23 protein-coding genes and 1 tRNA gene are annotated in these 23,792 nt (G+C 38.0%); all 24 read right to left on the reverse strand.

What is annotated here, in order from left to right; translation table 11 throughout:
• Positions 1-153 precede the first annotated feature (153 nt).
• Positions 154-363: a phage holin gene (locus AC4BC5_RS00485; protein ID WP_490496224.1), complete on the reverse strand. Its 210-nt coding sequence runs from the start codon at positions 361-363 to the stop codon at positions 154-156.
• A gap of 1 nt (position 364) precedes the next feature.
• Positions 365-718 carry a hypothetical protein gene (locus AC4BC5_RS00490; protein ID WP_490496225.1) on the reverse strand — a complete coding sequence of 118 codons (354 nt, stop codon included), beginning with the start codon at positions 716-718 and terminating at the stop codon, positions 365-367.
• A 98-nt stretch (positions 719-816) separates the two neighbouring features.
• Entirely contained in the window at positions 817-3,864 is a 3,048-nt protein-coding gene (locus tag AC4BC5_RS00495; RefSeq protein ID WP_490496226.1) for a CotH kinase family protein, read from the reverse strand.
• A 15-nt stretch (positions 3,865-3,879) separates the two neighbouring features.
• A complete protein-coding gene (locus AC4BC5_RS00500) occupies positions 3,880-6,279 on the reverse strand; it encodes a phage tail spike protein (protein ID WP_490496227.1) in 2,400 nt (799 codons plus the stop codon).
• Positions 6,279-6,995 carry a phage tail protein gene (locus AC4BC5_RS00505; RefSeq protein WP_490496228.1) on the reverse strand — a complete coding sequence of 239 codons (717 nt, stop codon included), beginning with the start codon at positions 6,993-6,995 and terminating at the stop codon, positions 6,279-6,281. The genes AC4BC5_RS00500 and AC4BC5_RS00505 overlap by 1 nt, the downstream gene beginning before the upstream one ends.
• Positions 6,992-11,731 carry a hypothetical protein gene (locus tag AC4BC5_RS00510; protein ID WP_490496229.1) on the reverse strand — a complete coding sequence of 1,580 codons (4,740 nt, stop codon included), beginning with the start codon at positions 11,729-11,731 and terminating at the stop codon, positions 6,992-6,994. The genes AC4BC5_RS00505 and AC4BC5_RS00510 overlap by 4 nt, the downstream gene beginning before the upstream one ends.
• A 324-nt stretch (positions 11,732-12,055) precedes the next feature.
• Entirely contained in the window at positions 12,056-12,613 is a 558-nt protein-coding gene (locus AC4BC5_RS00515) for a hypothetical protein (RefSeq protein ID WP_490496230.1), read from the reverse strand.
• Positions 12,614-12,666: 53 nt separating this feature from the next.
• Entirely contained in the window at positions 12,667-13,476 is an 810-nt protein-coding gene (locus AC4BC5_RS00520; protein ID WP_490496231.1) for a hypothetical protein, read from the reverse strand.
• A complete protein-coding gene (locus AC4BC5_RS00525; RefSeq protein ID WP_490496232.1) occupies positions 13,476-13,712 on the reverse strand; it encodes a hypothetical protein in 237 nt (78 codons plus the stop codon). The genes AC4BC5_RS00520 and AC4BC5_RS00525 overlap by 1 nt, the downstream gene beginning before the upstream one ends.
• Positions 13,713-13,723: 11 nt before the next feature.
• Positions 13,724-14,077 carry a hypothetical protein gene (locus tag AC4BC5_RS00530; RefSeq protein ID WP_490496233.1) on the reverse strand — a complete coding sequence of 118 codons (354 nt, stop codon included), beginning with the start codon at positions 14,075-14,077 and terminating at the stop codon, positions 13,724-13,726.
• Positions 14,077-14,514: a hypothetical protein gene (locus AC4BC5_RS00535; RefSeq protein ID WP_490496234.1), complete on the reverse strand. Its 438-nt coding sequence runs from the start codon at positions 14,512-14,514 to the stop codon at positions 14,077-14,079. Before AC4BC5_RS00535 ends, AC4BC5_RS00530 begins: the two co-directional genes overlap by 1 nt.
• A complete protein-coding gene (locus tag AC4BC5_RS00540) occupies positions 14,515-14,874 on the reverse strand; it encodes a hypothetical protein (protein ID WP_490496235.1) in 360 nt (119 codons plus the stop codon).
• Position 14,875: 1 nt separating this feature from the next.
• The gene (locus AC4BC5_RS00545; protein WP_490496236.1) at positions 14,876-15,304 is read right to left on the reverse strand and encodes a hypothetical protein; all 429 of its coding nucleotides are present in this window, start codon (positions 15,302-15,304) and stop codon (positions 14,876-14,878) included.
• A gap of 1 nt (position 15,305) precedes the next feature.
• Positions 15,306-15,602 carry a hypothetical protein gene (locus tag AC4BC5_RS00550; RefSeq protein ID WP_490496237.1) on the reverse strand — a complete coding sequence of 99 codons (297 nt, stop codon included), beginning with the start codon at positions 15,600-15,602 and terminating at the stop codon, positions 15,306-15,308.
• 19 nt (positions 15,603-15,621) lie between these two features.
• Positions 15,622-16,719, reverse strand: coding sequence for a hypothetical protein (locus tag AC4BC5_RS00555; RefSeq protein ID WP_490496238.1), 1,098 nt, complete (start codon positions 16,717-16,719; stop codon positions 15,622-15,624).
• The gene (locus AC4BC5_RS00560; RefSeq protein ID WP_490496239.1) at positions 16,719-17,117 is read right to left on the reverse strand and encodes a hypothetical protein; all 399 of its coding nucleotides are present in this window, start codon (positions 17,115-17,117) and stop codon (positions 16,719-16,721) included. The genes AC4BC5_RS00555 and AC4BC5_RS00560 overlap by 1 nt, the downstream gene beginning before the upstream one ends.
• A gap of 1 nt (position 17,118) precedes the next feature.
• Entirely contained in the window at positions 17,119-18,282 is a 1,164-nt protein-coding gene (locus tag AC4BC5_RS00565; protein WP_490496240.1) for a hypothetical protein, read from the reverse strand.
• Positions 18,283-18,439: 157 nt separating this feature from the next.
• On the reverse strand, positions 18,440-18,610 hold the full coding sequence (locus AC4BC5_RS00570) for a hypothetical protein (protein ID WP_490496241.1): 171 nt from the start codon (positions 18,608-18,610) through the stop codon (positions 18,440-18,442).
• 5 nt (positions 18,611-18,615) lie between these two features.
• The gene (locus AC4BC5_RS00575; protein ID WP_490496242.1) at positions 18,616-18,915 is read right to left on the reverse strand and encodes a hypothetical protein; all 300 of its coding nucleotides are present in this window, start codon (positions 18,913-18,915) and stop codon (positions 18,616-18,618) included.
• 5 nt (positions 18,916-18,920) lie between these two features.
• Positions 18,921-19,706, reverse strand: coding sequence for a phage minor head protein (locus tag AC4BC5_RS00580; protein WP_490496243.1), 786 nt, complete (start codon positions 19,704-19,706; stop codon positions 18,921-18,923).
• 82 nt (positions 19,707-19,788) lie between these two features.
• Positions 19,789-21,216: a hypothetical protein gene (locus AC4BC5_RS00585; RefSeq protein WP_490496244.1), complete on the reverse strand. Its 1,428-nt coding sequence runs from the start codon at positions 21,214-21,216 to the stop codon at positions 19,789-19,791.
• Between the two features lie 62 nt (positions 21,217-21,278).
• Entirely contained in the window at positions 21,279-22,745 is a 1,467-nt protein-coding gene (gene terL / locus AC4BC5_RS00590; protein ID WP_490496245.1) for a phage terminase large subunit, read from the reverse strand.
• Complete coding sequence (locus AC4BC5_RS00595; RefSeq protein WP_490496246.1) at positions 22,732-23,313, reverse strand: helix-turn-helix domain-containing protein; 582 nt, start codon at positions 23,311-23,313, stop codon at positions 22,732-22,734. The genes terL and AC4BC5_RS00595 overlap by 14 nt, the downstream gene beginning before the upstream one ends.
• A gap of 339 nt (positions 23,314-23,652) precedes the next feature.
• Positions 23,653-23,726: transfer RNA gene (locus AC4BC5_RS00600), tRNA-Ile, on the reverse strand.
• Positions 23,727-23,792: the final 66 nt, after the last annotated feature.

Consider the following 23,792-nt stretch of genomic DNA (forward strand, 5'->3'; position numbering starts at 1 on the left):
TTTCCGTCAGACCCACGATTAAACGTGTTTTCTTTGATATTTTGTTCATATTTTTTTTGCTCAAAATCTACTGTTTCTGTCGGTTTTAATAAGTCTTTTTCTACCATTTAAATCTCCTCCTAGTTTTTAGTACGAAAAAAGGACTAGCAATCGCTAATCCTCTTTACTCTTGTTGTAGTTTAATTGACTAACGCCTGTCACAGCTCCTAAGAATACCGCTACGGCATTGATTGTTAAGACGGTTAAATCTGTATACACGAAATTGTAAGCTTGCCCTAACGCTCCTACAAGTACAGATAAAGCAGGTAATACCGTTAGCACTCCCCACTTAATGATTTGATATTGTTTATCTTTTAAAATCATGTTATTTTCCTCCGAAAAATTTTATTAATTCTAATACAAATGCAAAAACCACTCCTGCAGAAGCGCCAATCCCAAAAATCATCTTCCACATGTTCGTTTTATCAAGCATCTTTAGTGCATAATTTCTTTCTTCCGATTTTTCATTGCGATTTAAAACCGCGTTTAAAATATCGACGTTTTGTTCTGATTGACGCATATTCTGTTCACGTAAAAACTTATTAGATTCGTCAACTCTCGCCAAGCCCTCATTCATGCCTTTTTGCATCTCTAACAAATTATCGTTGATTCGACTGATTTCTTTGTCATGTTGCTCTAGTTTTTTACCATGTCCTTCGATAATCTTTTCTAATTCCATTTGACACCTCCAACTAAACTATTAAAATCCCGACCACTAACCAAAAGACGACCAATCCGATTAGGATTAGTCGCCATGCTTGGTTTTTTTCATTTTTATCAATCCTTTATAAATTGATTCAATTTTTCTAGCGTCATCTCTTCCTCGACAAAATCCCAACGATTGATAATGTTCTGTTTGATATCTTTAAAACTATTTAAATCATGATATGGTTGGGTCGGCCATCGCTTATGATTTTTCTCGTAATTATCAGCTCCGACACTTAACCAAAAGTTTTCGAAATGATCTAAAATATCAATTAGACTACGATGAGCGACAAATTTTTGATAACGAGTCACAATCTCCTGTTGAATCAATCCGTTTTCGAACAATCGTTGTATTAGCTTATGTTTGTTAATCATTGTACTAGTAGTTAAACTACGCATATTTTTGTTGTAACTTATCCCTCTAAAGTCACTACCATACGCTAAATCATGATCGTAACAAACAACATTCCATTTCACACCATCTCTGGTTTCGAAAATCGTATTTTTAGTCCAAACATCGCTAATACAATAAATCATATACGCTAAAAATGCATTTGCTACACTAGGTATATTCACTTTATTTCCGATATTTGCTACAAACTCGGCATCGGTTCCGCTATTCGTTAACGCCATTAATTCTTCAAAACTTGCTTTTAATTCTGGTGTTAAGTCATCAGGTACTTCCACTACAAAATCAATATCTTCGTCAAATGCTGCTGTATCTGACCTAAAAGCAGTCACGTCGGAATTTATCGAGCCTTGAATAGCGCATTGCAATGGGTCTTCATCGTCCGCGTTGATTGCATCGGTTTTTTTTGTACTCAAACCAAATAAGCCATAATACCCCTCTCTCATAAACAAACTACAAGGATAACCTACGACTTGCTCTTGATTGACATCAAAAACCTGTTTTGGATCTAATCCCTCATTATTAATCAATGTTAATTTACGTATCTCATCACTTATTACAAGATTGTTTGAGATTGTCCAATCGACCCAATACGCTTTTAAGTTGCAGTCGCTTGTTGGTTTCGCTCCCGTTACCCATTGTATTTTTTTCTTTTTTGTGTAGGTATCGTCTGTAAATGCCCGTAATCGGAACGATTTTTTTTGAAAGTTTAAACTGCTATCACCTTGATAACTTGCATCTACGTACTCGGTCACTAAATTCCCATCGCCATCAACCCATTGCATGGTTGTATGATGTTTATTACCGTCTGCTAATTCGCTGTCTGTAATATCTACATTTATAGCAAACAAACTATCACCTTTTAGTTTTTGAGCGAGAGACGTATCATCATCTTCGTTTCGTTGATTAAAAGTAGCTACGTCAAAATCTATATCTGCAATACTAAAATCAGTTAACACATTGTTTCGCTTTGTTACAAAAATCAATGCACGATACAACTCTGACGTTGGTTGCGGTAATTTAAAATCTATTGTTGCTTTATTGTACACACCAGCAGTCTGATTTAGAGTTTTGATTTTTAAATCAGACGCCACTGAGCTACCTAAATAATGGTATCTTAGATAAACGGACAACTCAACATCTTCTGCGGATTGGATTAAAAAGGAAGTTCTCAATGTTTGACCAAAACTTTTTTCATTCAGATATTTTCCGGGTATTTCGATGAAAATGCCTTCCCAATCTTCATTTTTCGTTCCGTGAGCTCTGATAAATTTTTTGCCAACTTTACTCTCGATTGATAAATTGACTTGTTTAGATGGTGAAATATTGCCTGGATAATCGGAATGCTCTGTTTTTAAATCAATATCTGTCAAATAAAAAATGTTATTTTGATTACGACACTCAACGACAATTCTTTTTTTAATAACATTTTCAATTTTTTCAAAAAATAAATTGGTCGTTATCTGATTAATGTCATTTGCTTTTACGTTAAATACATTTTTGATTGGCTTTTTATACACGCTTGTTTCCGTGAGATACTCAACGTATATTATAAACTGCGCATCATATTCGCTTAGCAACGTAAAATTAAAATCGTAATCTCTTGAAATACCTAACTGATTGTCAGTTACATCAAAAATAACACTTTGGTTAGCTACATTGTGTTGTAGCTTTATCCATTTTTTACCTAGTTTGTTCACAATATTTTTTGTACTGTTTAGAGTATTTGTAACATTGGTTGTTTTATCCCATTTCATGTAGTTTGGCGCTAAATTCAACCGTGCGACATCAAAATCGCAAGGTTTGTCACCACGCTGTTGGATAACAATTTGGATATTCGAAAAACTATCTACATCTTTCGGGATAGGGAAATAAAACTCTTGATCAATCGCTAAGATTTGACCTATTTCAGGCGTTAAATTATCGACTAAATCCGCATATTGGAACGGATTTAATGAACCATCTTTATTTAAATATCTAAACCCCACCGTTAATCTGGAATATTTATTCGTTCTCACTAGGGCACTAAACCGATAGGTTTCACCAAATTTGATGGTGTTTGCATTCAAATTATAAGATACGCCTTGATAGTCTAGCTCGTTCGTGCCTTCAACATGTAGCCAGTTTCTGTCACTATTTACAACCCTAGTTATTTTAGCTTCATTTGTTCCCCAAAATTTTGATATATCCGCAGATTCTAACCATCCATTTTTCAATAAATTTCCATAATCTTGTACAACTTCCATGATAGGTGCCAATAGATAAGCACCTAAGTCAGTCCAAACACCATCTTTCCACATATAACTATGCGCACCATCTTGATGCGAACTATCAAATACTAAATAAGTTCCTTCTTTTCCGTTTGGATATTTAGATTTCAGAGCGCCTAATGAGTAAAAAAGTTCTTTGGGTCCTCCAGTACTAATAGATGCTATTACTGCATCTACATAACTTTTGTCTGATTTCTGTGTTAAACGATAATCAATATCGTTTAATCTGTCTTTAAGTAAATCAAATAGCCCCCTTGCTTCTGATACCTCCATATTTGCATTACCAGTCTTACTTGCGTCCTCGTAAACTCTCTCTAATGCTTTAGCAATAGATTCCCTCACATCAATTCCAAACATTTTCTCTCGTATAAACTTAACTAATTGCGTGATGGAAAAATTCTCATTTGGGTCTAAATGATTTGGATCACGATAATCTGCCATTAATTATTTCCTCCTTTAATAATTTATTGTACTATCAGTCGCGCGACCAAATCCACGTAACTTTATCACGCGATTAGTAGCGTCTATGGATATAACTGTTTGTGCATCTTCTGTTACAACATTTTGTTGATTGCCTGCATTACCAACACTGTGTAAACATTCCACGATTTTAATACCATCCCAATCATTAACTGCTTCCCTGTGCGTGTGACCACTAAACCATGCCACAAAATTACAAGACCCTTGGTCAGTAAAATCATAATTTGCAGTCAAAGGAAAATCAGGATTAGATGATGAAGCATTACATGCGCCACCAGTTTTAAATGCTTTAAGGACTTGCTGGACAATATTTTGATTAATATACTGTGGACGATTTATCCAATCCTCACGTAAAGGACAATGTGCCACAACTAATGTGTGGTAGTCAGCAGGAACATTTCGCAATGCAACGTTTGCCAACCAGTCAAGTTGAGCTTGTCTGATAGTATGCAAATTAAGACGACGATACTTCAAAAAGCCTTCGCTATTCGTCATCGTCTCGTTAATATCACTTGTGTTCAGACCAATTAATCTAATTTTTTTATTGGGATAATCTTTGTAATAATAAAGACTATCGCCATTATTGCGCGTCTCACCAAATTTTCGTTCAGACGTTTGTAATAACGACCTAAACTCGGCATCTTTGATGAACCCGTCTGTAATAGGAACATTATTTTCATTCAGCCCTGGTCGACTGCTACCGTCATCGTGATTACCAATATGCACAAATACATCTGACGAATAAGTACGACTAGTCATAGCATTTACTAAATCGGTGTACTCTGATTTAATATCAGTCAATTCGGGATAAATGGCATGTAAATTATCGCCATTGATAATAGTCGTATCAACTTTATCGCTAAAATACATCAAATTAGCTAGATGTGAATAAGCGTTTTTAGTATTAACGCCATACGAAGATGTTTGTGTCTGATCGCAGTGGAAATCAGTTCCCAATGCCAAATTAAAATCTGATTCAAGCAATCGTGATTTAATTCGTGCTAAGTCATTGCGAAAAATCGACCGAACCTCTTTAGGAAAAACATTCGGTAACTCTGGTGATACTCCACCTTCTAATTTTTTAATCCGATTAGCCAAATCATCATTGATGGTATTCAAAATAACCACATCGTCTGACACAGAATTTTCAAGATTATTTAATCGTTCTTTTTCCGCTGCTAACAAACGTTTTTGCCGCGCTAAATCATTCTCTAGCACGGCAATTTTTTGGATATTCTTTTTATTTTGTGATTGATATTGCGACAAAGTCATTTGCTTTTCGCCAAATGATAATTCAGTTTGTTCTGGTGCATTGATATTGATATTCATGTCAATAATACGTAATTTTTCATTCACATTCATTAGTGGATTAACCACTAGGTGAGTATTGCCAATCCAATATCTATGAGGGTCAATATTTAACAATGACAAATCTAATGCACGAATAGTAAACTTCCCAGTCGCAATTAATTGATTATCTAACCATTTTTGTCCCGTTGTTTTTAAATTGCTAGCTTGCGTAATATCATCCCAAGTGATTGCCTCCGCTTGATAGCCAAATTCATCGATTAATTCTTGTTTGGCCAACAAATATTCTTTGTTGTTATTAACAGACGATATCGTTAAACGAGGTCTCGATACATCATCGTTACCTTCTGTTTCTACCGTCTGACCGCGTGGATATAAGACTGTTACAACAGATGTTGGATCGATTTCTTTTGTCATTTCTAACAAGTTTTTTTGCAAGGAAATTGGTGTATCTTTCTCTTCACCGATTTTTCTTACCCAATCGATATAACGAACACCATTTTCTTTTCGAACTCGAATCTCTCCACCTATAGAGTCGTTTGACAATAATTTTTCAGTGATGGTATCAAATGTTTTCTGTGTATCGTCAATAAACCGAACATGATTTGATAGCTCTGGAATATCAACTATGCCTACAGTAAAGCGTTTGTATTCTTCAACTTGTTCGTTGTGAACACGAATCGCTTCACGAAACAACTGTTCGCCTGTTTGATTTCCAGTAAATTTTTTAAATGATTGAATACTATCATGTAAATAAGCTTTTTCATCCTCACATAAGTAGCTTTCACTAAGTATGCCATCCTGTCCTTGATTCGACGTAGGAATCAATACCCGTCCTTCGAAAATTACGAATTGATGTTTCGTATCATCTACTCTGATCAAAGTTTTCAGTGGTTTTATTTTCCCCCATCCAGGGCTATTAGGATAAATCGTAAATGTAAATGTTCCAATAGCATTGATAGAGGGTTTTAAACTATCCGATTTTATTTTGAGCCCATCAGAATAAGGTGAATGAATTTGAATGCCCGAACTATCATTCTCATTTTCAAAAATCGTCACTCGATACATTAAATCAACTCCTTATGCCACAAAAATTCGATTGTTCCATTTCCAACAATACGCAATTCATTTATTCTTTCGGTCAATTTAAAGTCCACAGATTGCGTCGTTCCGGATGAAAATTTATAAGTAACGTCTTTATAAATAATGTCCATCTGAGCTGTACATTTAACGGTCGGTCTACTATTAACGATACTGTCATTAATTAATAAAATTGTTTTCGTGCCTACAACATCGAATTTAGTCATTTGAGCAATGTCGAAGTCAAAATCGAACGTATCCCAAATGTCATCGCCTTCGTATTTGTTGTAAATCATGTATCTGTAACACTCAAAAACAACCGTCATAGTCCCTAAACCTCTTGTTTCATTAAATGTTGGTCGCTCTCTAACCTCTGCTAAAAAATGGAATCCAGGATAGTCGTCGTCATATAATTCAATCAATTTATTGGTCCTCATAAAATGATTTAAAGCTTTCGTTTTTAAACGATTCATGGCCAACTTTGAATGCGTTCTTGCATCGAAAACGTTGAAGGTATAAGACAATTGGCGATTGGTCAGTGATTGTTCGCCATAAAGTTCAGAAAAATCATATTCCATATCAGAAAAAGGCACTTTCACAAGCACCTTCTCCTTTTCCGGATTGCCAATTACTTTTTCCTTGATGGTTAAATCTAAATCTCTGTATGAGTGTAGACCATTATAAATTATTCCCGCTCTACTCATTTAATATTCAACCCCCTGTCAATCAACTTACTACGTTCTCCTTGATTTTCATCGTTATACGGTGCTTGATTTTTACTAACTTTTTCACCGTCCAAGATAACACTAGGGTCTTTTTCCTTTATTTTTTCTAAAACATCGCGATTATCTGCTAGTAAACGATTGTTTTCTTTTAGTAAAGCGATAATTTGAGATAATTCAGAACCGTTTGTCGAATCAAACGAAAGAGCACCTGTGTTGTAGCCGACAGCATCTAAAAGATTTAACGTCATTCCTGCAGCGGCTTGTTTAATATTCGTGCTAGCATTTTGCAAAATATCGGTACCATTTGCCGATAAATAACTCATCGCTTGCATGATTAATTCAATCGCACGTTGTGGTTTTGTTAACGGAATAACCATTTCTGGTTTATTTCCCTCTCCCATACGATATAAGCCATCTTGCGTAACTAAACCACCGTTTTCATACCCTCGTAATCGACGACCAGTTGGCCCCCAACCGATACCTAATCCAATTCGTTCATTTCGCCAATTCGAATTATTGAAGAAAGCCAATAATTGATGGAAACCATTCATGATATTCCCATAACCTCGAACGGCATACGCTCGGAAAGTTTGTGGAATATACTGCAATAAACCTCTAGCAGGGTTGCCGTTTGCCATATTGACATCCCAAACGGCAGACGATTGAATCAAACTTTGGTCTCCGCCTGATTCTGTTTGAATTTGTTTAATAATACGATTAATTTCGCTGTTATTAATCGATTGCCCCATCATTTTAGCTGCAGCAACAATTTGACCTCGCCATGCAGAAGCACTACTTCCAGCTCGAGGGATACCTTGAGAACTTGTTGCACTGTAAATGTCCCCTGCTCCCATTGCTCCAGATAAATGAATATGGTCATAGTGATCGTTGTCTGGCCATCGTACCCAGTTCCCGGAAGAACCTGTTCCAGAGTACCCTGAACGGTCTCTTACTCGGCCATTCGTAATAACGTAGGCAATCTGATTTCTAAACTTATCAAAAGCCCAGTTCGCTGCTTCGGTATATTTTGATGAACCTACAACACCTGGATAAGCAATATCGATTGCTTGATGCTTTCCATGATGATAAGGATCATTAGGTCTATAACCCGATGTCGGAACAAGTCCTGGAAACTTTGCGATGACTTTTCTAGCAACATCTACTAAGTATTTGTAGACATTATTATAATGACCACCTTCCATCGACATGCTTCCGTCAAAACCTTCTGGCATAAATGATGCAGATTCAGTTTCGAACCAATCTTTTATCCACCCAACTGATTTCTTAATTAAAGAACTACCCCAGCTAGTAACAGGCTCTCCAAATTCGCTTAAATCTGGCACAAATTCTTTGAAGAGTGCCCCTATCATCGAAAGTGGGTCATCAATAAAATCAAGAACATCACCTGTCCATTTTTTTATGTTATTCCAACCACTTTTAGCAAAATCGCCAATAGCGCTTAACCAATTAGGCGAACCATCCTTAAAATGAGGGAACAAATCTTTTGTTGCTCCTGCAGGTATAATCTGCGTACCTTTGCGAATAGGTAGAACGACATTTCTTCCTCTAGGAATGAACGGTTTTCCTTCTCCTTTTGGAGGTATAACTAACTCTCTATACGTTTGACCCTGCTGATCGTTTACAACACCGAAAGTATCAAATGGGACTCCGGATGAACCGTGCTCAAATTTTGGTAAAGATACTCTACCAGGTTCTTTAATATTCGCGCTCCAGTTCACTTCATTGATAGGTTCTTTCCCAAAGAAATCCAATAGCTTGTTAATTGCATTAATTACGCCATTAACACCTGCTTCAATCCCTTTAACCATACCTTTTGCTAAACCATGAATCATCGTCAAAACGGCATTCGAAAATCCTTCAATGCCAGAAGCAATAACATTCCATCCGCCTTTGAAGATATCTTTTATACCATCCATGACTTTCCGAATATCGCCAGTAAAAATTCCTGTAAAGATTTTAATAAGACCTTCAATTATTTTGAATGCGCCTGAAAATACGCCTTTTATGGTGTCCCAACCGACTTTTATTAATTGAAAGATAGTAGCAAAAGTGTTTTTAAAAATAGATGTCCAGACGTTGAGTGCTATTGAAATAATTCCCCAAGCAATTTTAAAGAATGAAGTAACTCCATTTATAATCAACGAGCCATACTGATTCCAAAAACCTAAAATAAGGCCTAAAGTGAATTTAACAACGCCTAAAAGGAAATTGAAAATATTCTTAAAGGACTGCAACAGACTGGAACCATGAGTTTCCCATAGTGTTTTTATAGCTGATAGCGCTGATTGGAACGTTGTTTTCAATTCATCCAGTACGGATTGAACAACTGTCCAAATATTTTGGAATATTGTAGAAGCAACTTCTAGTATTCCGGCGCCATATTGATTCCATAAATCTTTAATGAACGATAATGCCGTTTGGAAAAACCCTGTAATTTTATCGACACCAGATTGAACAAGTGACCACGTTTTAGTAAAGAAATTAATAACAGAAGTAACAATATCATTTCCATTTTTATCCCAAAACTTTTTAATTAATGCAAGGGCCTGTTGAAATGTTTGAACCACAGAATCCATTGCGGGCTTAATATATTGAGTGTAGATTTTTTGAGCGAAATTTTTAATACTTTCAACTAGTCCGTCAATAAAATTTCTGAATGGTTCAATTTTTTTGTAAGCAACAACAAAAGCAGCTACTAGTAGACCGATTCCTAAGATTATTAACGTAGTAGAACTAACAAGAAATCCAAAAGCAGCACTCAAGCCTTTTGTCACTAAAGATCCAATACCTGCAACAGCGTTCCATAAGCTTAAATTCTTTATATCTAAAGCAATTGCTGTTGCTAATGCACCAAGCATTATTGCTATAACAGTAAGCGGAGTCTCCAGTTTCTCCCAATTATCTTGTAGATATTCGACCCATTCCCCAGCAACCTGAAGTTTTTCGGACATGAACTGTAAAGCAGCAGTGACGATTGGAAGAATTGGTTTTCCGATAATGGCAGAAAAATCCGCCCACGCTTGCTTCATGTTTCCGAGTTGGTTTTCTAATGAATCGCCTTCTCGATTCGCTTGACCCATCGCTCCAGCTTTTTCTAGCATAGATTCTGCAAAACTCAAACGAATATTTTGTTTCTCTGCTTCGGTCATCTCTTGCCATTTTTTAGTAAGATTAGGACCTTCTGCCGCTTTTTCCATCGCAGCATTAACTTTTTCTTGCGCGCTACGAGCTTCTAAACTATCCGCACCAAATTTTTCAACTGCTTTAGAATACGCAGCCTGTGCTTTTTCAATTGCTAAAGACGTCTTTTGGGCATGAGCCTCTTGTTCTGAGGTCGCTTCGATTAAATTATTAGAAATCGCATATGCTGCCATCTGTGTATCGTTCGCGAATAAACCAATCGATTCTCCAGCTTCATAGTTGCCTTTTAGGAAACTAGTGATAGAACTCTGAGCATCTTCCATAGACTTATCGTAAAAAGCGGCTGAATCTGCTGCTAAAGTAGTAGCTCGCCCAGCTTGTTCCATCGCTCTTTCGGTTGTTTCACCCAACCCCTTGAACATCGATGTCAATTGGGAGAAATTAGGCTTAATTCTGTTAGGCAACATTTTAAAGTTCGCTGCCATCTCTTCTATTGCTTCTTGTGCTGGTCCAGTAAAATCTTCAAGTACTTTCCCTTTGTCGTCAACGCTAGTAAATACCTGTTCAAATTGGGCTTCCATTGCACTTGCTGCAGCAGCAGATTGAACACTTAATTTACCAAAATCAATAATTTTATCGACGGCAACTACACTTGCAATGACACCTAATCCTGATTTAAAAAACGCACTAATTCGATTGCTAGATTTTTCCGCTTCATCGGGTAAATTTTTAAAAGTCTTTTTAACCCCATCGAACGTAGTTTTTGCTTTGTCTTTTATCTGTTCGAATCCATTAGTAAAACGAGTTTTCAAACTTGACGCAGCCGAGGATGCGGACTGTGGCAAATTAGAAATACTACTCTTAATCGATGAAAAAGCACTCTTTGTTTTGCTAGGAATAGAGGTAATACCGTTTTTGATTTTATCAATCTGTGAAATCGCTAATTGCTTGGCTTGGCTAAAACCCGAAGAAACAAAACCAGTTGTCTTTTTCATTGAATTTGAAATAACATTTGGTAATTGTTTGATACCATCTACAGGCTTTTTGAATAATTCAGAAATGGTGCGACCTAGTTCTTGGACACTTTCCTTCATCGTTTTCTTCATTTGATTATTGAATTGTTTAGTATCTTTAATCATTTCATCGTAAGATGCTTTCGATTCAGATTTCATTGAATTAAACGTGTTTTTGGTGTCTTTCGAAATAGATTTGTTAGAGGTAGAAATTTTAGAGGCTAATTGTTGGTAACTAGCGCTACCTTTTTTAGCCACTGTATCGATATTATCCCGCAAATCACTAACAGTTTTAATCGTCTCTTTGGTTCTACCTTCGATGGTTTTATACCCAGAAACAACCTTTTTAGATGATTCAACGCCTTTTTTACCTAAATCTTCCACAGATTCAATTGCTTTACTCACGTCACCGGCCAACTGAGTTGCTTTTTCACCAGTCTTTTCAAACCAGTTGAAAAATGTAGCAACTGCCTTCTCGGCTGGTGCGGAATCCGCTGAAATCTCTATATAAGCACCACCTGCACGAATATCTTCTGCCATTTAATCACTCCTCCCCTTATGTATTTGGTTTCCACCATAGTGTTTTGTCTACACCGTCATTAACAGACTTATTTTGCGTTTTGATAGCCTCTTCGAAAGATGGAAGTAAAATATCAACCACTTCTTTAGAGCCCGTGAAACTGCCAATTATATTGCTTAGAACTTGACTAACAGACGTTGTAATGTCAATTTGTCGTTCACGGCGTAGATTATATTCACGCTTCATCGCCCACTGATATTTTCTCCCCGTCCAACTTGGCGTTTTAGCGAGTACGTAATCTTCTGTGTAATTAAAGTAAAAAGATACGTACTCAATCTGTTCAATTAGTTGATCGGCGAAAACGTGTAATGAGTCGCCGATGCTGTTTTGTTCGTCGGAGTCTCGAGTGCTTTCTTTATACTTTCCTCCGTCGTCATCGGTCGAAATTTCGCTTGGGCCTTTTTTACCACACCGATTAATTTTTCAATTGGAGTGACTGCAATAAATTCTGCGATGATTAACGATGTGTCAAAAAAGTCCATGTTTTCAACTGCATCAATTGATTGATCTAATAAGATAGATAGTAGAGTCATTAGTTTTTCATCTGGAATTTCTTCCAAAATAAATTCCACAAATTGTTCAGCAGTCGGAAATTTGAAATTATATAACAATTGACCGTCTTCATTTTTCTTTTGATTACCATCTTCATCGAGAGAAGGTGTTTTAATGGTATTTTTTTCACGCCAATTTTGATATTTCGAATAAATAATTACACCATCACCAGCAACAAATTTAACTAGATGCAAAACTTTTTTATTCGTTAATCGTGGGATTTCGATTGTTGAACCATCACTTAGTACTACTGTCTTTTTCATTTCCACTACATTATTGATATCTGTCATATTGATACGCTCCTTTAAAATAAATAAAAAGCCTTGCTATGCAAGGCTTTAGGTTATAACGTTTGTTCGATTTCCAAGTAAACATTTTCATCGTCTGGAAAGTCGTCTTGCGCAAATGCATTAAAAGTCACTGGCAATGTTGCTTTTTCTTTCCCATGATTGGTTTCTACATTATCACTGATTTTCACTTCGTAATAATGGACCATTAGGAATGTTCCGTCATCACGACGAACAATCAATGTTAAGCTGTAGTTTGGCACATACGATGGTGCGCCATATGCGATGCGTTTAGTTCCTAATTTAGTCACAGGGGTTAATGTATCCGTTGTCGCATACGCTACTGATACACCCTTTTTAAGAGTAATGACATCATCTTTCACATTTGCGATTTCGATTGTTTCGTTGCCGATTTTAGCAAACTTCACAGAAGTGAATGATGTGCCTGAACCAGATGCAACTTTCACCTTTTTATTTCCTTTGTTAACAGGAGCTGCTAAAGTGGCTGGTGTACCTAAAGTTGCTGCAGTTTCTTCAATGGTTCCGCCAGCTAACGCTAATTGTCGATTGTCAACGGATGTTTCCATTAAAGTTGTTGCAATAGTATTGGTCCAAGTACTAATTGTTGTATCAATAGGCGTAGTTGATTGATCAATGACAACATCTTCGGTTTCATTACCACGAGAACGAGCAATACCTTCCGTCGTACCACCTAAATCACGAAAACCTTCTTTTAGTTCGTAGGTATCTAAATCCATGATGTCTTCGATGGAATCTGGTCGAAAATCAGTATCTTCACCGATGATTAGACGACCAGCACCGCCTTGAATTTTCGTCTTGTCAAATTTATAAAAATTATCTGCCATTATTTCTTACCCTCCTTTTCAAATTTCCATGAATTACTTAAAGCGTTCAACGTAACTAATTCGTTTTCATTCACTTCTAAAACTTCACCTGGTAAAACGATGTAATTCTTTTTACCTAACGTAAAATTAAGCGATGCATTACTCCCTGCAAGCGATACTGCAGTAACTGTTACTTTTTTAGGGCTCGAAGTAGTAGATTCTTCTTTTGTAGTTGTATTTTTCGTTTTATTATCCAATAAAATCCCTCCTAGGATTCAAAATAGCTGATGCGCATATAACACCAAGCTTCATCTTTTTTCGTTTTTTCATCAACATCTGGAATGGGGACAGTCTGAAAATCAACATCAAAAACATTGATATTCTCTATGTCAGCAAAATTTCGTTTCAAATAGTTGCCGACATCTGTACAAAGCTGTAACGCTTCAATATCATTTTCAGCTCGAACTAACAATTGGATAGTCTGTCTTCCTATTGTTTTAACCAATAAACATGGCAAAGGCGTATCAGAATCAATTTTGAAAGATTGAATCGATGCAAACTCCTCATCGAATGATTGAGAAAGAAAACGACGTATCGGATTAGTACTGTCTAGATAGTCCATTATCTCGACCTCCGTTTTTTAACAACTTGTTTGATATACTGCAGACCTACACTGGCCATATCATCAAGATAAGAGTCCAATGCACGACCAAATATGTTGTATTTTTTTTCCAATCGACTAGCATAACTTACTCCGGAGCCCACTCTCAAAGTTAATTTACTGCCATTCTTTTCTGATTCATTAATGACAGAACCCACTTTATTTCCTTTTGGTCCCACATAATTTCCAGCGTAACCAATGGAATTAATGTATGCAGCAGTTTGAATATGATGATCTGCACGAGTGATATCTTTTGCACCATCCGCCCAAACACGAGACATCGCTTCGACTGATTTTTCTTTTGCTTCGTCAAAAACTGCTGAATCACCATCAAAAAACTTTTCGAGTTCTGGACCAATTTTAAAAGTGACCGTTGCTCGTTTCGCTTTACCTTCCATCTAATCCACACCCTTTAATAAAACTTTGTAATGATGCAGCTTTTTCCGAGCGGTTTGTCGAACGATTGTTTCAACTTCCAGTTGTTTCGTCGTTAATAAATTACCATCGGCATCTTTGACATTAGAAATCGTCATTTCGTTGTCTACTTCGCATGTTTTTTGTAGTAACAGGCTCGTTTCATTAACTTCTACAAGACCAACATTCGTTTTTGTGACTACAGTCCTTGTCATATAACGACAAGAAACCTCTTTCGGTTCTTTATCCTTATAAATTGGGCGTCCCCAATCATCCATTCCTATATTCTCTTTCCCTGGTAGTGTAATCTCACACGTGTGGGGAAGTAATTTATCGAATGACACATTACCACCCCTTCTTCTTAGGAATTCCTGTTGAAAAATACATTGGCGATGAAGGAATAACCGTCAATGAATCGAGTAATAAATCCAGTTCTTTATCACCAGTCAAGCCAATACCAACGTCCGATTCAGCATCGCTTTTAAGCGTATAGCTGTAATCACCACCAATACTTTCCGATTGAATACCCGCATAATGATTTTCCATATCAAAATCATTATCGAAATAAAACAAATAATCCATCAATCGCCACGTAATTGTCTTTAACGTCTGCTTAATTAATGGATTATTCGTTTCGGAGTAGTCTTTACGAGTACGTATTGTGATGTAGGTATCTGTCCGTTTTAATAACTCGTCGAACTTATCTGCTTGTAAAGATTCGATTAATGAACTGTATCTAGAATTTCTTAGTATTTCATCTCTTTCGATAAACATACTACTCCACTTCCTTAACGAACCCCGCTCTGATTCGACCAATCAACTCATCTGAATAAACATCTGGTGCAACAACTTTTTCGCCATAACGAATGACAATCCCTTGTTCCACATATTGTTTTCCTTCTGCAGTCACTGTTAAATAAACTTGTGGGTTAACATTTTCGGAATCAGTAGTTTCAGAGACCACTGGTTCATTTTCAGTAGTCTCTTTTATTTCTTCAGGAACTTCAGTTTTTCCAACTGATGGTTCAGTATTAACATTCGCTGCTGTTGTTTCTTCTTTTTTTCTAGGCATGAAAATTCCTCCTTAAGGGTTATGTTCGCAATACACTAGCATCCATAATTACGCGAGCATTTGTTTCGAATGGTACATAACCAGCTGTTTTAGTTGTGTATGATCCTTCGATTTGTGTTTTGACATTGCGATCATTTTCTGTAGATAAAGCTTTGTACACATATTCTTGTAAGGCGAAATCCGTATCAACAAACATGATTTGACCATCTGCCATCTGTTCTGAGATAAACGGAACAGATTTGATCACGTTTGGTGTTTCACCATTGCGCAATTCATCCAAGAATAAATATTGATTATTAGGTAACATAGTAGTCGCCCATAATTCACTTGTTTTAGCATTCATAATCACACGATCTGGCGTAAAACCTAATACTTCTTGCATGTATACAGTCGCATGCCACATGTCAATTAAGCTGATTTTCCCAACTTCTTTTACACCGATTACTTTAGGGGTATCATACCCATCGTCAAAATAACCGTTAATTAATGTTTCAACTGCTAACATTTCATCAACACGACTCATACGTTGTCCACGACGTTTCAAATGACCTGCAAGCATATCGATATTCATGGATTTCGCTTCATCTGTTAATTCGACACCGCCACCACGCTTGTAAACTTGAATAGAACGATTGTTAGCAAGTTTAATGGTAGTCACTGGAATTGGCGCACCTTGAGCGATTTTATTGAAAGTCAAATCTTCGTCTTCTAAGTTTTCAGCCACATAGAATGAAGAAGTTTGTTGACTAATTGGAACGACCCCCATTAATAACTGATCTGCACGACCAGTTCGTTCATAAGCACCGCGCACATAATCTTCAATCAGCGTTGTAAATAAAGGTGCGGTATTGTCGTTAGTAAACAATTCACCGACCGAACGACGGAATACATCAGGATTCATCGCACGTTTAACGTCGGCCCATGTCACTCCAATTTCGGAAAAATAACGAGCAGTTAACAAAGAAGATTTTTCGCTAACTAATTTAGAACCGCGATTGTTGAATTCTGCAGCATTCGATACTTTTCGTAATTCCTGATTAAGCTCTTGCCCTTCTGGTAATTCGATTGTTTCCCCACGAGCATTAACAATTTTTTTCGTAAATAATTTATCCGCCATTAAATAAGCACCTCCGCTGTTTTGGTTGCATCATTAACTTTCACAACAAGATTGCTATTTTTCGCATCAGCCTTCTTGTATTTTCCATCTGGTGCAGCAACTACACTATCTCCAACTGCTAATGCACCTACATATGCAATTTTGATGTTACGTACATATTTGCTAGCAACGTGAACACTTAACGGTTCGTTGGGCTTTTGTACTGTAACTTTAGCAAACGCTTCGGGCTCATCACCATCTGCTGCCTTTTTGACCCCGTACTCACCTGCTGTTGAAGAGAATACTAACGGCGTACCAGGTACAACCGGATTCGCTTCTGTTGCATCTTCACAATAAACTGTAAGGCTTAACCCATAATCATCAGGTAAAATGCCTCCACGTGGATATCTTAATCCCATACTATTTTCCTCCTTTAAGTTCAGAAACAATTACATCATCAGTAATTTGTTGACCGTTATCCGTTTGACGCCCGGAAGTATATTTACTCCCCTTCATTTTCTCGTAACTTTCGCGCTCATCTTTGATGTATTCAACATCAGAGCGTTCTAGCATTGAGCGATAATTATCAGCGTTAAACCCATCACCTTGAATCGCTACACGAGCTTTCACAGCATCTTCGATTAAATCTTTTTTATACTGACGACCTGCTTCCGCTTCATCTTTTAGCTTACGAATTGATTCAACTGTTGCATCATCGCCTAAAGCGTTACGAATTGCGATGTTGTCTTGTGATTCAAAACGAACATCATTTTCTTCCATCACTTCTCGCAATTTACTAACAGATAGCGATCCATTAGTTATTGCTGCACGAATATCTTTGATTTCCATTGCTACAACTCCTTCGTTTTTACGTTTTTTTGTACTAAAAAAAGACTTCTCGACGTCATCAAAACGTGTTTGAAATCTTTCTTCTAATGCATTGATTTTTTTACTGTCAATTTCACCATTAGCGATGGCTTGACGAGCCTTTTCGATAAATGCGTTCCCATTAGCTCCTTTATAAACGGTCGATACTTCACGTAGTGTGGCATTTTTAATCCAGTAAAATACTGGGTTGCCATCTGTATCGCGATCGCCCGGAAAATAAGGACTATCCCAATAACTTTTTCCATCTGCAGAACAAATATAATCATCCAAACTCGCAGAAAAACCTACCGACATATCACGAATAATGCCACCTTCGATATTTCGAATAATGTCATTGGTCGAACGACCATTCGAGTTGCTATTACGTAATACATAAAAATGACCGACAACTCGTGTAACACCTTCTTTTTGGATAATTTCAGAATCAAACGAACGTCCGTAAGGCTCTGAATTAGTGTTATGACCATCCAAAAGAGAAACACCGTTTAATAAATCAGATGCAAAGAGTGGTAACGTTGTTGCAGGGTCCATGCGTGTATCGAAAGAATCGACGGTATCATCACTGATTGTTCCCGAAAATAAGAATAATTCATCGGTACTGAATTGGCGTTTGGTATGACGGTTCACTTTAGCTAACTCGTCATCGTTCATCACCACGGGTTCGATACGCATAGGCATGCTAGCGATATTTTTCATTTACTCACCACCTTTCATATCTGCAGAGAAAAATAGCTAATCTGCAGAAAACTTGATACAAACATTGACGTAACAACGTTTTAATCTACAGAATTAAACCGCCTCGAATTCGATACGGTTTTTAAAACTATTTAACGCATAGTTGCGAGATGTTGGATCACGAGTCCTTTCTTGTTTTGTCCGTTTTAATTCGATTCCACATCAGTTCGTTTTTGTCGTGTAGTTCTTTGATGGGGTCGTCAGGCGGTTGTTTTAATTTGAATGACATTCCATACAATAACAAGAAAAAACGATGCAACGATAACGGTTTACCTGTTCCTTTATTCATACAAATCAACCTTTCTTTCGTGATTCACAACCAGGAAACGGACATCGGAATGAACCATCGATAGATTTCGCATTGGCACGATGACCATTGTTAGGATGAAATTGTTCCGTCAGTGCAAAGGTACGTTCGTATTCGTCTTGTAACGCTTTATATTCGTTCGGCGATAAGATATGTTTCTTACGCTCGAGCGTCCGCTCCAACTGACCAACCTTAGAAAACAGTGCTGAACGAATAATTTCGTTGTCTGATTTCTGACATAATCCATTATCACGTACAACAATTCCAACGATTTGTTTTTTCTCCATCGATATTACCCTCCAAATGCTTCAATGAGCTGAGTTTTCTTATCTTCTTGACCGACCCACAATAATCTATACGTACACCGACATTGGATAACATTTTTTGCTGTCGCTCCTAATGCATTATCGCGAGGAAACATCATCTTTTCTCCACCAATGTCGAACGGCTCCATGAACTCCCTCACTTGACCATCGGCTTCTTCGTGCGAATGACGAACTTTGCTGTCATCGGAGTCTTGCCAATACTTGCCAATTAACATTTCATCGTTATAAAACACCATATCTGATGCGAACTGCCCCGTTGTTTGGGCCGTCAAGATTTCCGTCCGGGCGATGCTACGTGCTCTTGTATCTGAAAAGGTATAGTTTTTTTGCAATGCTTCTTGTACTTTGTCGATAGAGTATGGGCCATCAGCTAAGGTATTGTAAATAAGCTCCCGAACTTCGGAAGCTGTAGTTCCAACTATTTTGACTGCTGAATCGTTGGCTCGCCATTTCATCCAATCCATTAGTTGATCGTCAATAAAATCAAATGTGACTTCCGGATAAAACTGGAGTAAATTAATCTCGCCAACTGTCATGATTGTCCCTAGTATCCATGCAGCAAATAACTCTTCCCATTCCTCTACCATATGTTCCAAATTATCATCGCTAAAAACAAACTCTTCCACCCAAGCAATGAATTCTTCTGGATAATCATCTTCATCTAATGAACGTGAGTTTGCTTTAGTGTCAATTTCAGGTAGTTCTGCAGCGTTTTCTAGTTTCTCGCTTACAAATTGTTGTTGCGATTGCAAAACCTCGTAGAACGCAATATAAGCATCCTCTGCAATCCCTCCTACTGCATCACTCCACGGCTCTCCTAATAAAACAAACTCATCAATGGTTCGATTTCCCGCGAAGGTAGATTTCTGACGGGAACTGTCGGAATGAGCGACCTTCTTCGTCATCTTCATCGCTCCCTTCTGCCGTTGTTGTCTTATTTGTTAATTGAGATAAATAGCTAGAATAAGAATTGGCACTATTGGAAGACGTTTGAGCAATCGGACTCCCTACTGAATCATGACCAACGATTTTATTAGCCGCCTCGTCATTATCAATCCAGCCTTGTTGATATTTCATTATTTCATTTTGAATTTCAACAGATTCTGCACTTGCTTCGGCTGCGCGATCTTTCGTTCGCACCTCGTCAAAGCTAATCGAAACACTAGATTGACTGCCTTTAACACGTAAAGCGACAGTGTACGCTCGCTCAAGCATTCGTTTCGTCATTTTTTGAATACTACGAACACCAGCGATGTGAATTTCCCACTGGATAGAGCCATGCGTTTCTGTTGTTGATTCGTTACGACCGAGCAGAATCGGCAATTGTTTGAGCGATGTAACAACTTGTTGATTTATAATGTCAATTAAAGATTTGCTATCCATCGATTTACCACTTGTACCTCCGACTGTAGTAATCGTGATAGCGTCATTATGATAAAAATCATCATCGGGATCTAAATCATCGAACGCCTCTTCAACACCATTCATAAAATTCGCAACGGCTTGCTTAGCTTGTTCTTCATCAGCCAATATATGTTCTGGCAAATTATCAATAATCGCTTGAGTTGATACGCTGATATCAAATCGTGCAAGCCCTTGATGATGGGCGACCGCTTTTAAGTCATTTAACACTTGTGCTTGAAACATTACAGCTTCGATTGCAGGTAGCATCGGGCTACGTCCGAATGGGTCGTCAATGTCAGGGTCTAACGGCATATAAAACACTTGCTCTTCATTCAATTTTTTATAAGTGCCATCTTCTTGCTTCTGACAAAGTTCCAATTCGCCTGTTTCACCGTTAGGAACAAAATCTAAGCGACTAGGGTCGAGTGGATGAAAATCGATAATATCGTCCAACGATTCGTTCAATTCAACTTCGATTGCTTCCGCCCCCTGTGTATATCCTGTAAGATTAAGGACATTGACAACTTGGTCCATCCCTCCGCCGTAAATTTTCCCTAAACGTGGCGCTAAGTCATCATTGATATACTCTTGCATCGCTGTATCAATATCACCGTTGATATCAAACACTTCGACTTCATGCCCTTGATTGGCTAAACGCAAAAAGTTCCAGACCGCCATAGAAGCATCCGGATTTAAATCACGAAGCAGCTTTAATGCATCAACTACCTTTTTATCACGATAAGGACCACGTCGAAGTGGTTGATTTAATTGTTTGTAAAAACCATATTCCCAAGAGGGCCGAGTTTCACGTCCACTCCGTATTTTTCCACCAACCTGGTTTAACGCATCAAATCGCAAATTGTTAATGTACTTTTTTACTTTCCGTTTTTGTCGGTATCGTTTAAAACGCTTAATCGGATTTATTTTCTTCGCCCCCTTCCTTTAATCATTGGCGCTGCTTTAGGTAATTCTTTCGGGTCAAATGGTTTTTCCATCTTAACCAGCGCCTGTGACATCGCGTCGACATCATCATCATTCTTACCGTTTGGAAATGATTCTAACTCAGAAACAACATCATCTGACCAAGATTTGTACAACGGATGTGGTAAATAGACATTACCAGCCTCCCAATAAGGAGCAACCGCTTGTGCACGGACCGCTTTACCACCTTCTGGGTTGATACCTACGATTCCACTAATTTTCTTTTGAAGCATTTCGATAACAGCGGAGCCATTGGCTTTGTCTTCGATTAATTTCATTACAGCGTCCGGCCACCTTGTAGTCATCATTTTAATTGCTTTCATTGTATCGACTATTCCCATTCTTTCGTGGTGTCGATCAAGCATGAAAAAGTCTGGACCATGTCTAGCCCAAACGTGACCAGCTACATAGTCCGATGTGTCCTTATCCTTAAATGTGCAATCCCAAGACTGCAATTGCTGACTAAAAGAACTAGGTAAAATCCTTACATCATCGCTTAGTCCTAATTCATTTCTGATCTTTATTGAAGGCACATAATATTTTACCCATAATCGCTTGAATATATCTCCCCCTGCTGGCGATGGACGTTGTTGATACAGTGCATTCCATCCGCGTGAACCACTTACTCGTCTGGTTTGTTCCGCCCAAGCTTCATCTTTTCCGATTTCAGGAGCTAATGCCTCGCCGACTTCACGGCCTAATAAGTCGTCCTCTTCGGCGATGGCTGGTATCTTGATTTCAATCCACGGTAATGTTTTTTCTTTCAACAACCGCCCAACTAAATCGTCCTCATGCCATCTCGTCATGATGATAATAACGGAACCGGTCGCAGACAAACGAGAATAAAATGTATCTTGCCACTCATTGTAAATCTTATCGCGCATTGTCTTACTCTCAGCTTCTGCCCTGTTTTTAATCGGGTCATCAACGATGAGTAAATCCGTACCACGACCAGTCGCACCACCTAAAATGGACGTACTGTAAAGTTGGCCGAGATGATTATCTATCCCCCACTCGGAAACACTGGCGGTATCGGAACTTATTTTCACATTAAATAATTCTTCGGCATACGCTCGAAACTTCTCCCGGTTCTTACGTCCGAACTTTTTATAAAGTTCTTCCGAATAAGATACAACCATCGCGAGTTTATCGGGATTCTTACCCAAATAATACGATGGAAACGTCTCTGTGATAAAAGTCGATTTACCATGCTGTGGTGGTAGCTCGACGATAATAAATAATCGTTCACCATCTGCAATACGTTGCAAATAGGGAGCGATGTGTTTTTGATGGCGTAACGGTTTATGAGTGTAACCGTGAGAACGTTGGAAGTAATCGATGTAGTTACGACGTGCTAACTCTTTGCGCGACTCTTCCTTGATGAGCTCCAAATCAACCGTCGTCATCGGCAAGTTTCCTTAGTTGCTCGTCCGTCAAACCAGTAAACGGATTATCAATTTTAACGGTTCCATCGTGTTGCACGTGTTGCCTGTCACGCCATACATCAGGCTTACGATTCATCAACCACCATTTGGCAGCATTGGTATCAGGCGATACCTCTTTCGTTTTTTCCTCGACTAACACCTTTTTATACGGCATAAACGATTCGCGCTCACGTCGTATATCATCATCAGTCGCTTCCGGATTCGCCATCTTGAAGCGATGGATATAATCTTCCCTAGCGTCGTACAACTCATTTTCTTCCATAGCCACCATCGCATACTTAGACTCAACATACTCGTACCCTAGCGCCCGTTTAAGCAGTGCATTTTCGACTTTTCGGTCTACAATCTCTTTTCCGGCCTTTAAGGCGTTAGAAATGTTAGGATACTTCTTTTTCCAATCGTATAAAGTCTCTCTTCTAATTCCGATTTTTTCGGCAATCTGCTCGTCGATGAGACCATCGCGTGCCCAACCTTCCAATTTAAGGAGACCTTCTTCGGTTAAATATTCTTCGTATTTCCCTTTAGCCATGACCTCACCTCCTAAAAGTGATTACGCAACAAAGCAGATTGAATATGACGATCATTAAACTCACCACATCCCAAATAAATCAGTTGGCATTTATCCAAAGAATCCTTGTCTGCCTCGTTGGACAACTCGATAATTAGATAGTTGGTGCGTTTGATTATCTTAATCAATCCACGCTTTTTCGGCTTTTTTAATCTCTTACTTATGTACCAATACGATTGCATCGCATTCACCTCGAACTCCCCCGCCACACCAAGGAAATTAATATATACACAATATGTGGTTGCTAGCCCCAGATGTTTCCGCGAATGGACAAAATGAAAAACTATCGATAGATAGCTATGGACCATGAAGGACTTGAACCTCCGACCGGACGGTTATGAGCCGTCTGCTCTAACCATCTGAGCTAATGGTCCACTGATTCAATATTTCTACATATATAGGTTGCTCTCGTACGACAAAAAACGGAAAAAATGGGCGAA

Source organism: Enterococcus sp. AMC2644, from assembly GCF_058216475.1.

Coding starts and splice junctions, on each gene's coding strand:
- AC4BC5_RS00520 (WP_490496231.1), bottom strand. CDS start 13,476: ATGGCAGATAATTTTTATAAATTTGACAAGACGAAAATTCAAGGCGGT.
- AC4BC5_RS00535 (WP_490496234.1), bottom strand. CDS start 14,514: ATGGAAGGTAAAGCGAAACGAGCAACGGTCACTTTTAAAATTGGTCCA.
- AC4BC5_RS00495 (WP_490496226.1), bottom strand. CDS start 3,864: ATGGCAGATTATCGTGATCCAAATCATTTAGACCCAAATGAGAATTTT.
- AC4BC5_RS00570 (WP_490496241.1), bottom strand. CDS start 18,610: ATGAATAAAGGAACAGGTAAACCGTTATCGTTGCATCGTTTTTTCTTG.
- AC4BC5_RS00555 (WP_490496238.1), bottom strand. CDS start 16,719: ATGGCGGATAAATTATTTACGAAAAAAATTGTTAATGCTCGTGGGGAA.
- AC4BC5_RS00490 (WP_490496225.1), bottom strand. CDS start 718: ATGGAATTAGAAAAGATTATCGAAGGACATGGTAAAAAACTAGAGCAA.
- AC4BC5_RS00565 (WP_490496240.1), bottom strand. CDS start 18,282: ATGAAAAATATCGCTAGCATGCCTATGCGTATCGAACCCGTGGTGATG.
- AC4BC5_RS00545 (WP_490496236.1), bottom strand. CDS start 15,304: ATGTTTATCGAAAGAGATGAAATACTAAGAAATTCTAGATACAGTTCA.
- AC4BC5_RS00510 (WP_490496229.1), bottom strand. CDS start 11,731: ATGGCAGAAGATATTCGTGCAGGTGGTGCTTATATAGAGATTTCAGCG.
- AC4BC5_RS00530 (WP_490496233.1), bottom strand. CDS start 14,077: ATGGACTATCTAGACAGTACTAATCCGATACGTCGTTTTCTTTCTCAA.
- AC4BC5_RS00560 (WP_490496239.1), bottom strand. CDS start 17,117: ATGGGATTAAGATATCCACGTGGAGGCATTTTACCTGATGATTATGGG.
- AC4BC5_RS00505 (WP_490496228.1), bottom strand. CDS start 6,995: ATGAGTAGAGCGGGAATAATTTATAATGGTCTACACTCATACAGAGAT.
- AC4BC5_RS00515 (WP_490496230.1), bottom strand. CDS start 12,613: ATGACAGATATCAATAATGTAGTGGAAATGAAAAAGACAGTAGTACTA.
- AC4BC5_RS00575 (WP_490496242.1), bottom strand. CDS start 18,915: ATGGAGAAAAAACAAATCGTTGGAATTGTTGTACGTGATAATGGATTA.
- AC4BC5_RS00485 (WP_490496224.1), bottom strand. CDS start 363: ATGATTTTAAAAGATAAACAATATCAAATCATTAAGTGGGGAGTGCTA.
- AC4BC5_RS00500 (WP_490496227.1), bottom strand. CDS start 6,279: ATGTATCGAGTGACGATTTTTGAAAATGAGAATGATAGTTCGGGCATT.
- terL (WP_490496245.1), bottom strand. CDS start 22,745: ATGACGACGGTTGATTTGGAGCTCATCAAGGAAGAGTCGCGCAAAGAG.
- AC4BC5_RS00595 (WP_490496246.1), bottom strand. CDS start 23,313: ATGGCTAAAGGGAAATACGAAGAATATTTAACCGAAGAAGGTCTCCTT.
- AC4BC5_RS00550 (WP_490496237.1), bottom strand. CDS start 15,602: ATGCCTAGAAAAAAAGAAGAAACAACAGCAGCGAATGTTAATACTGAA.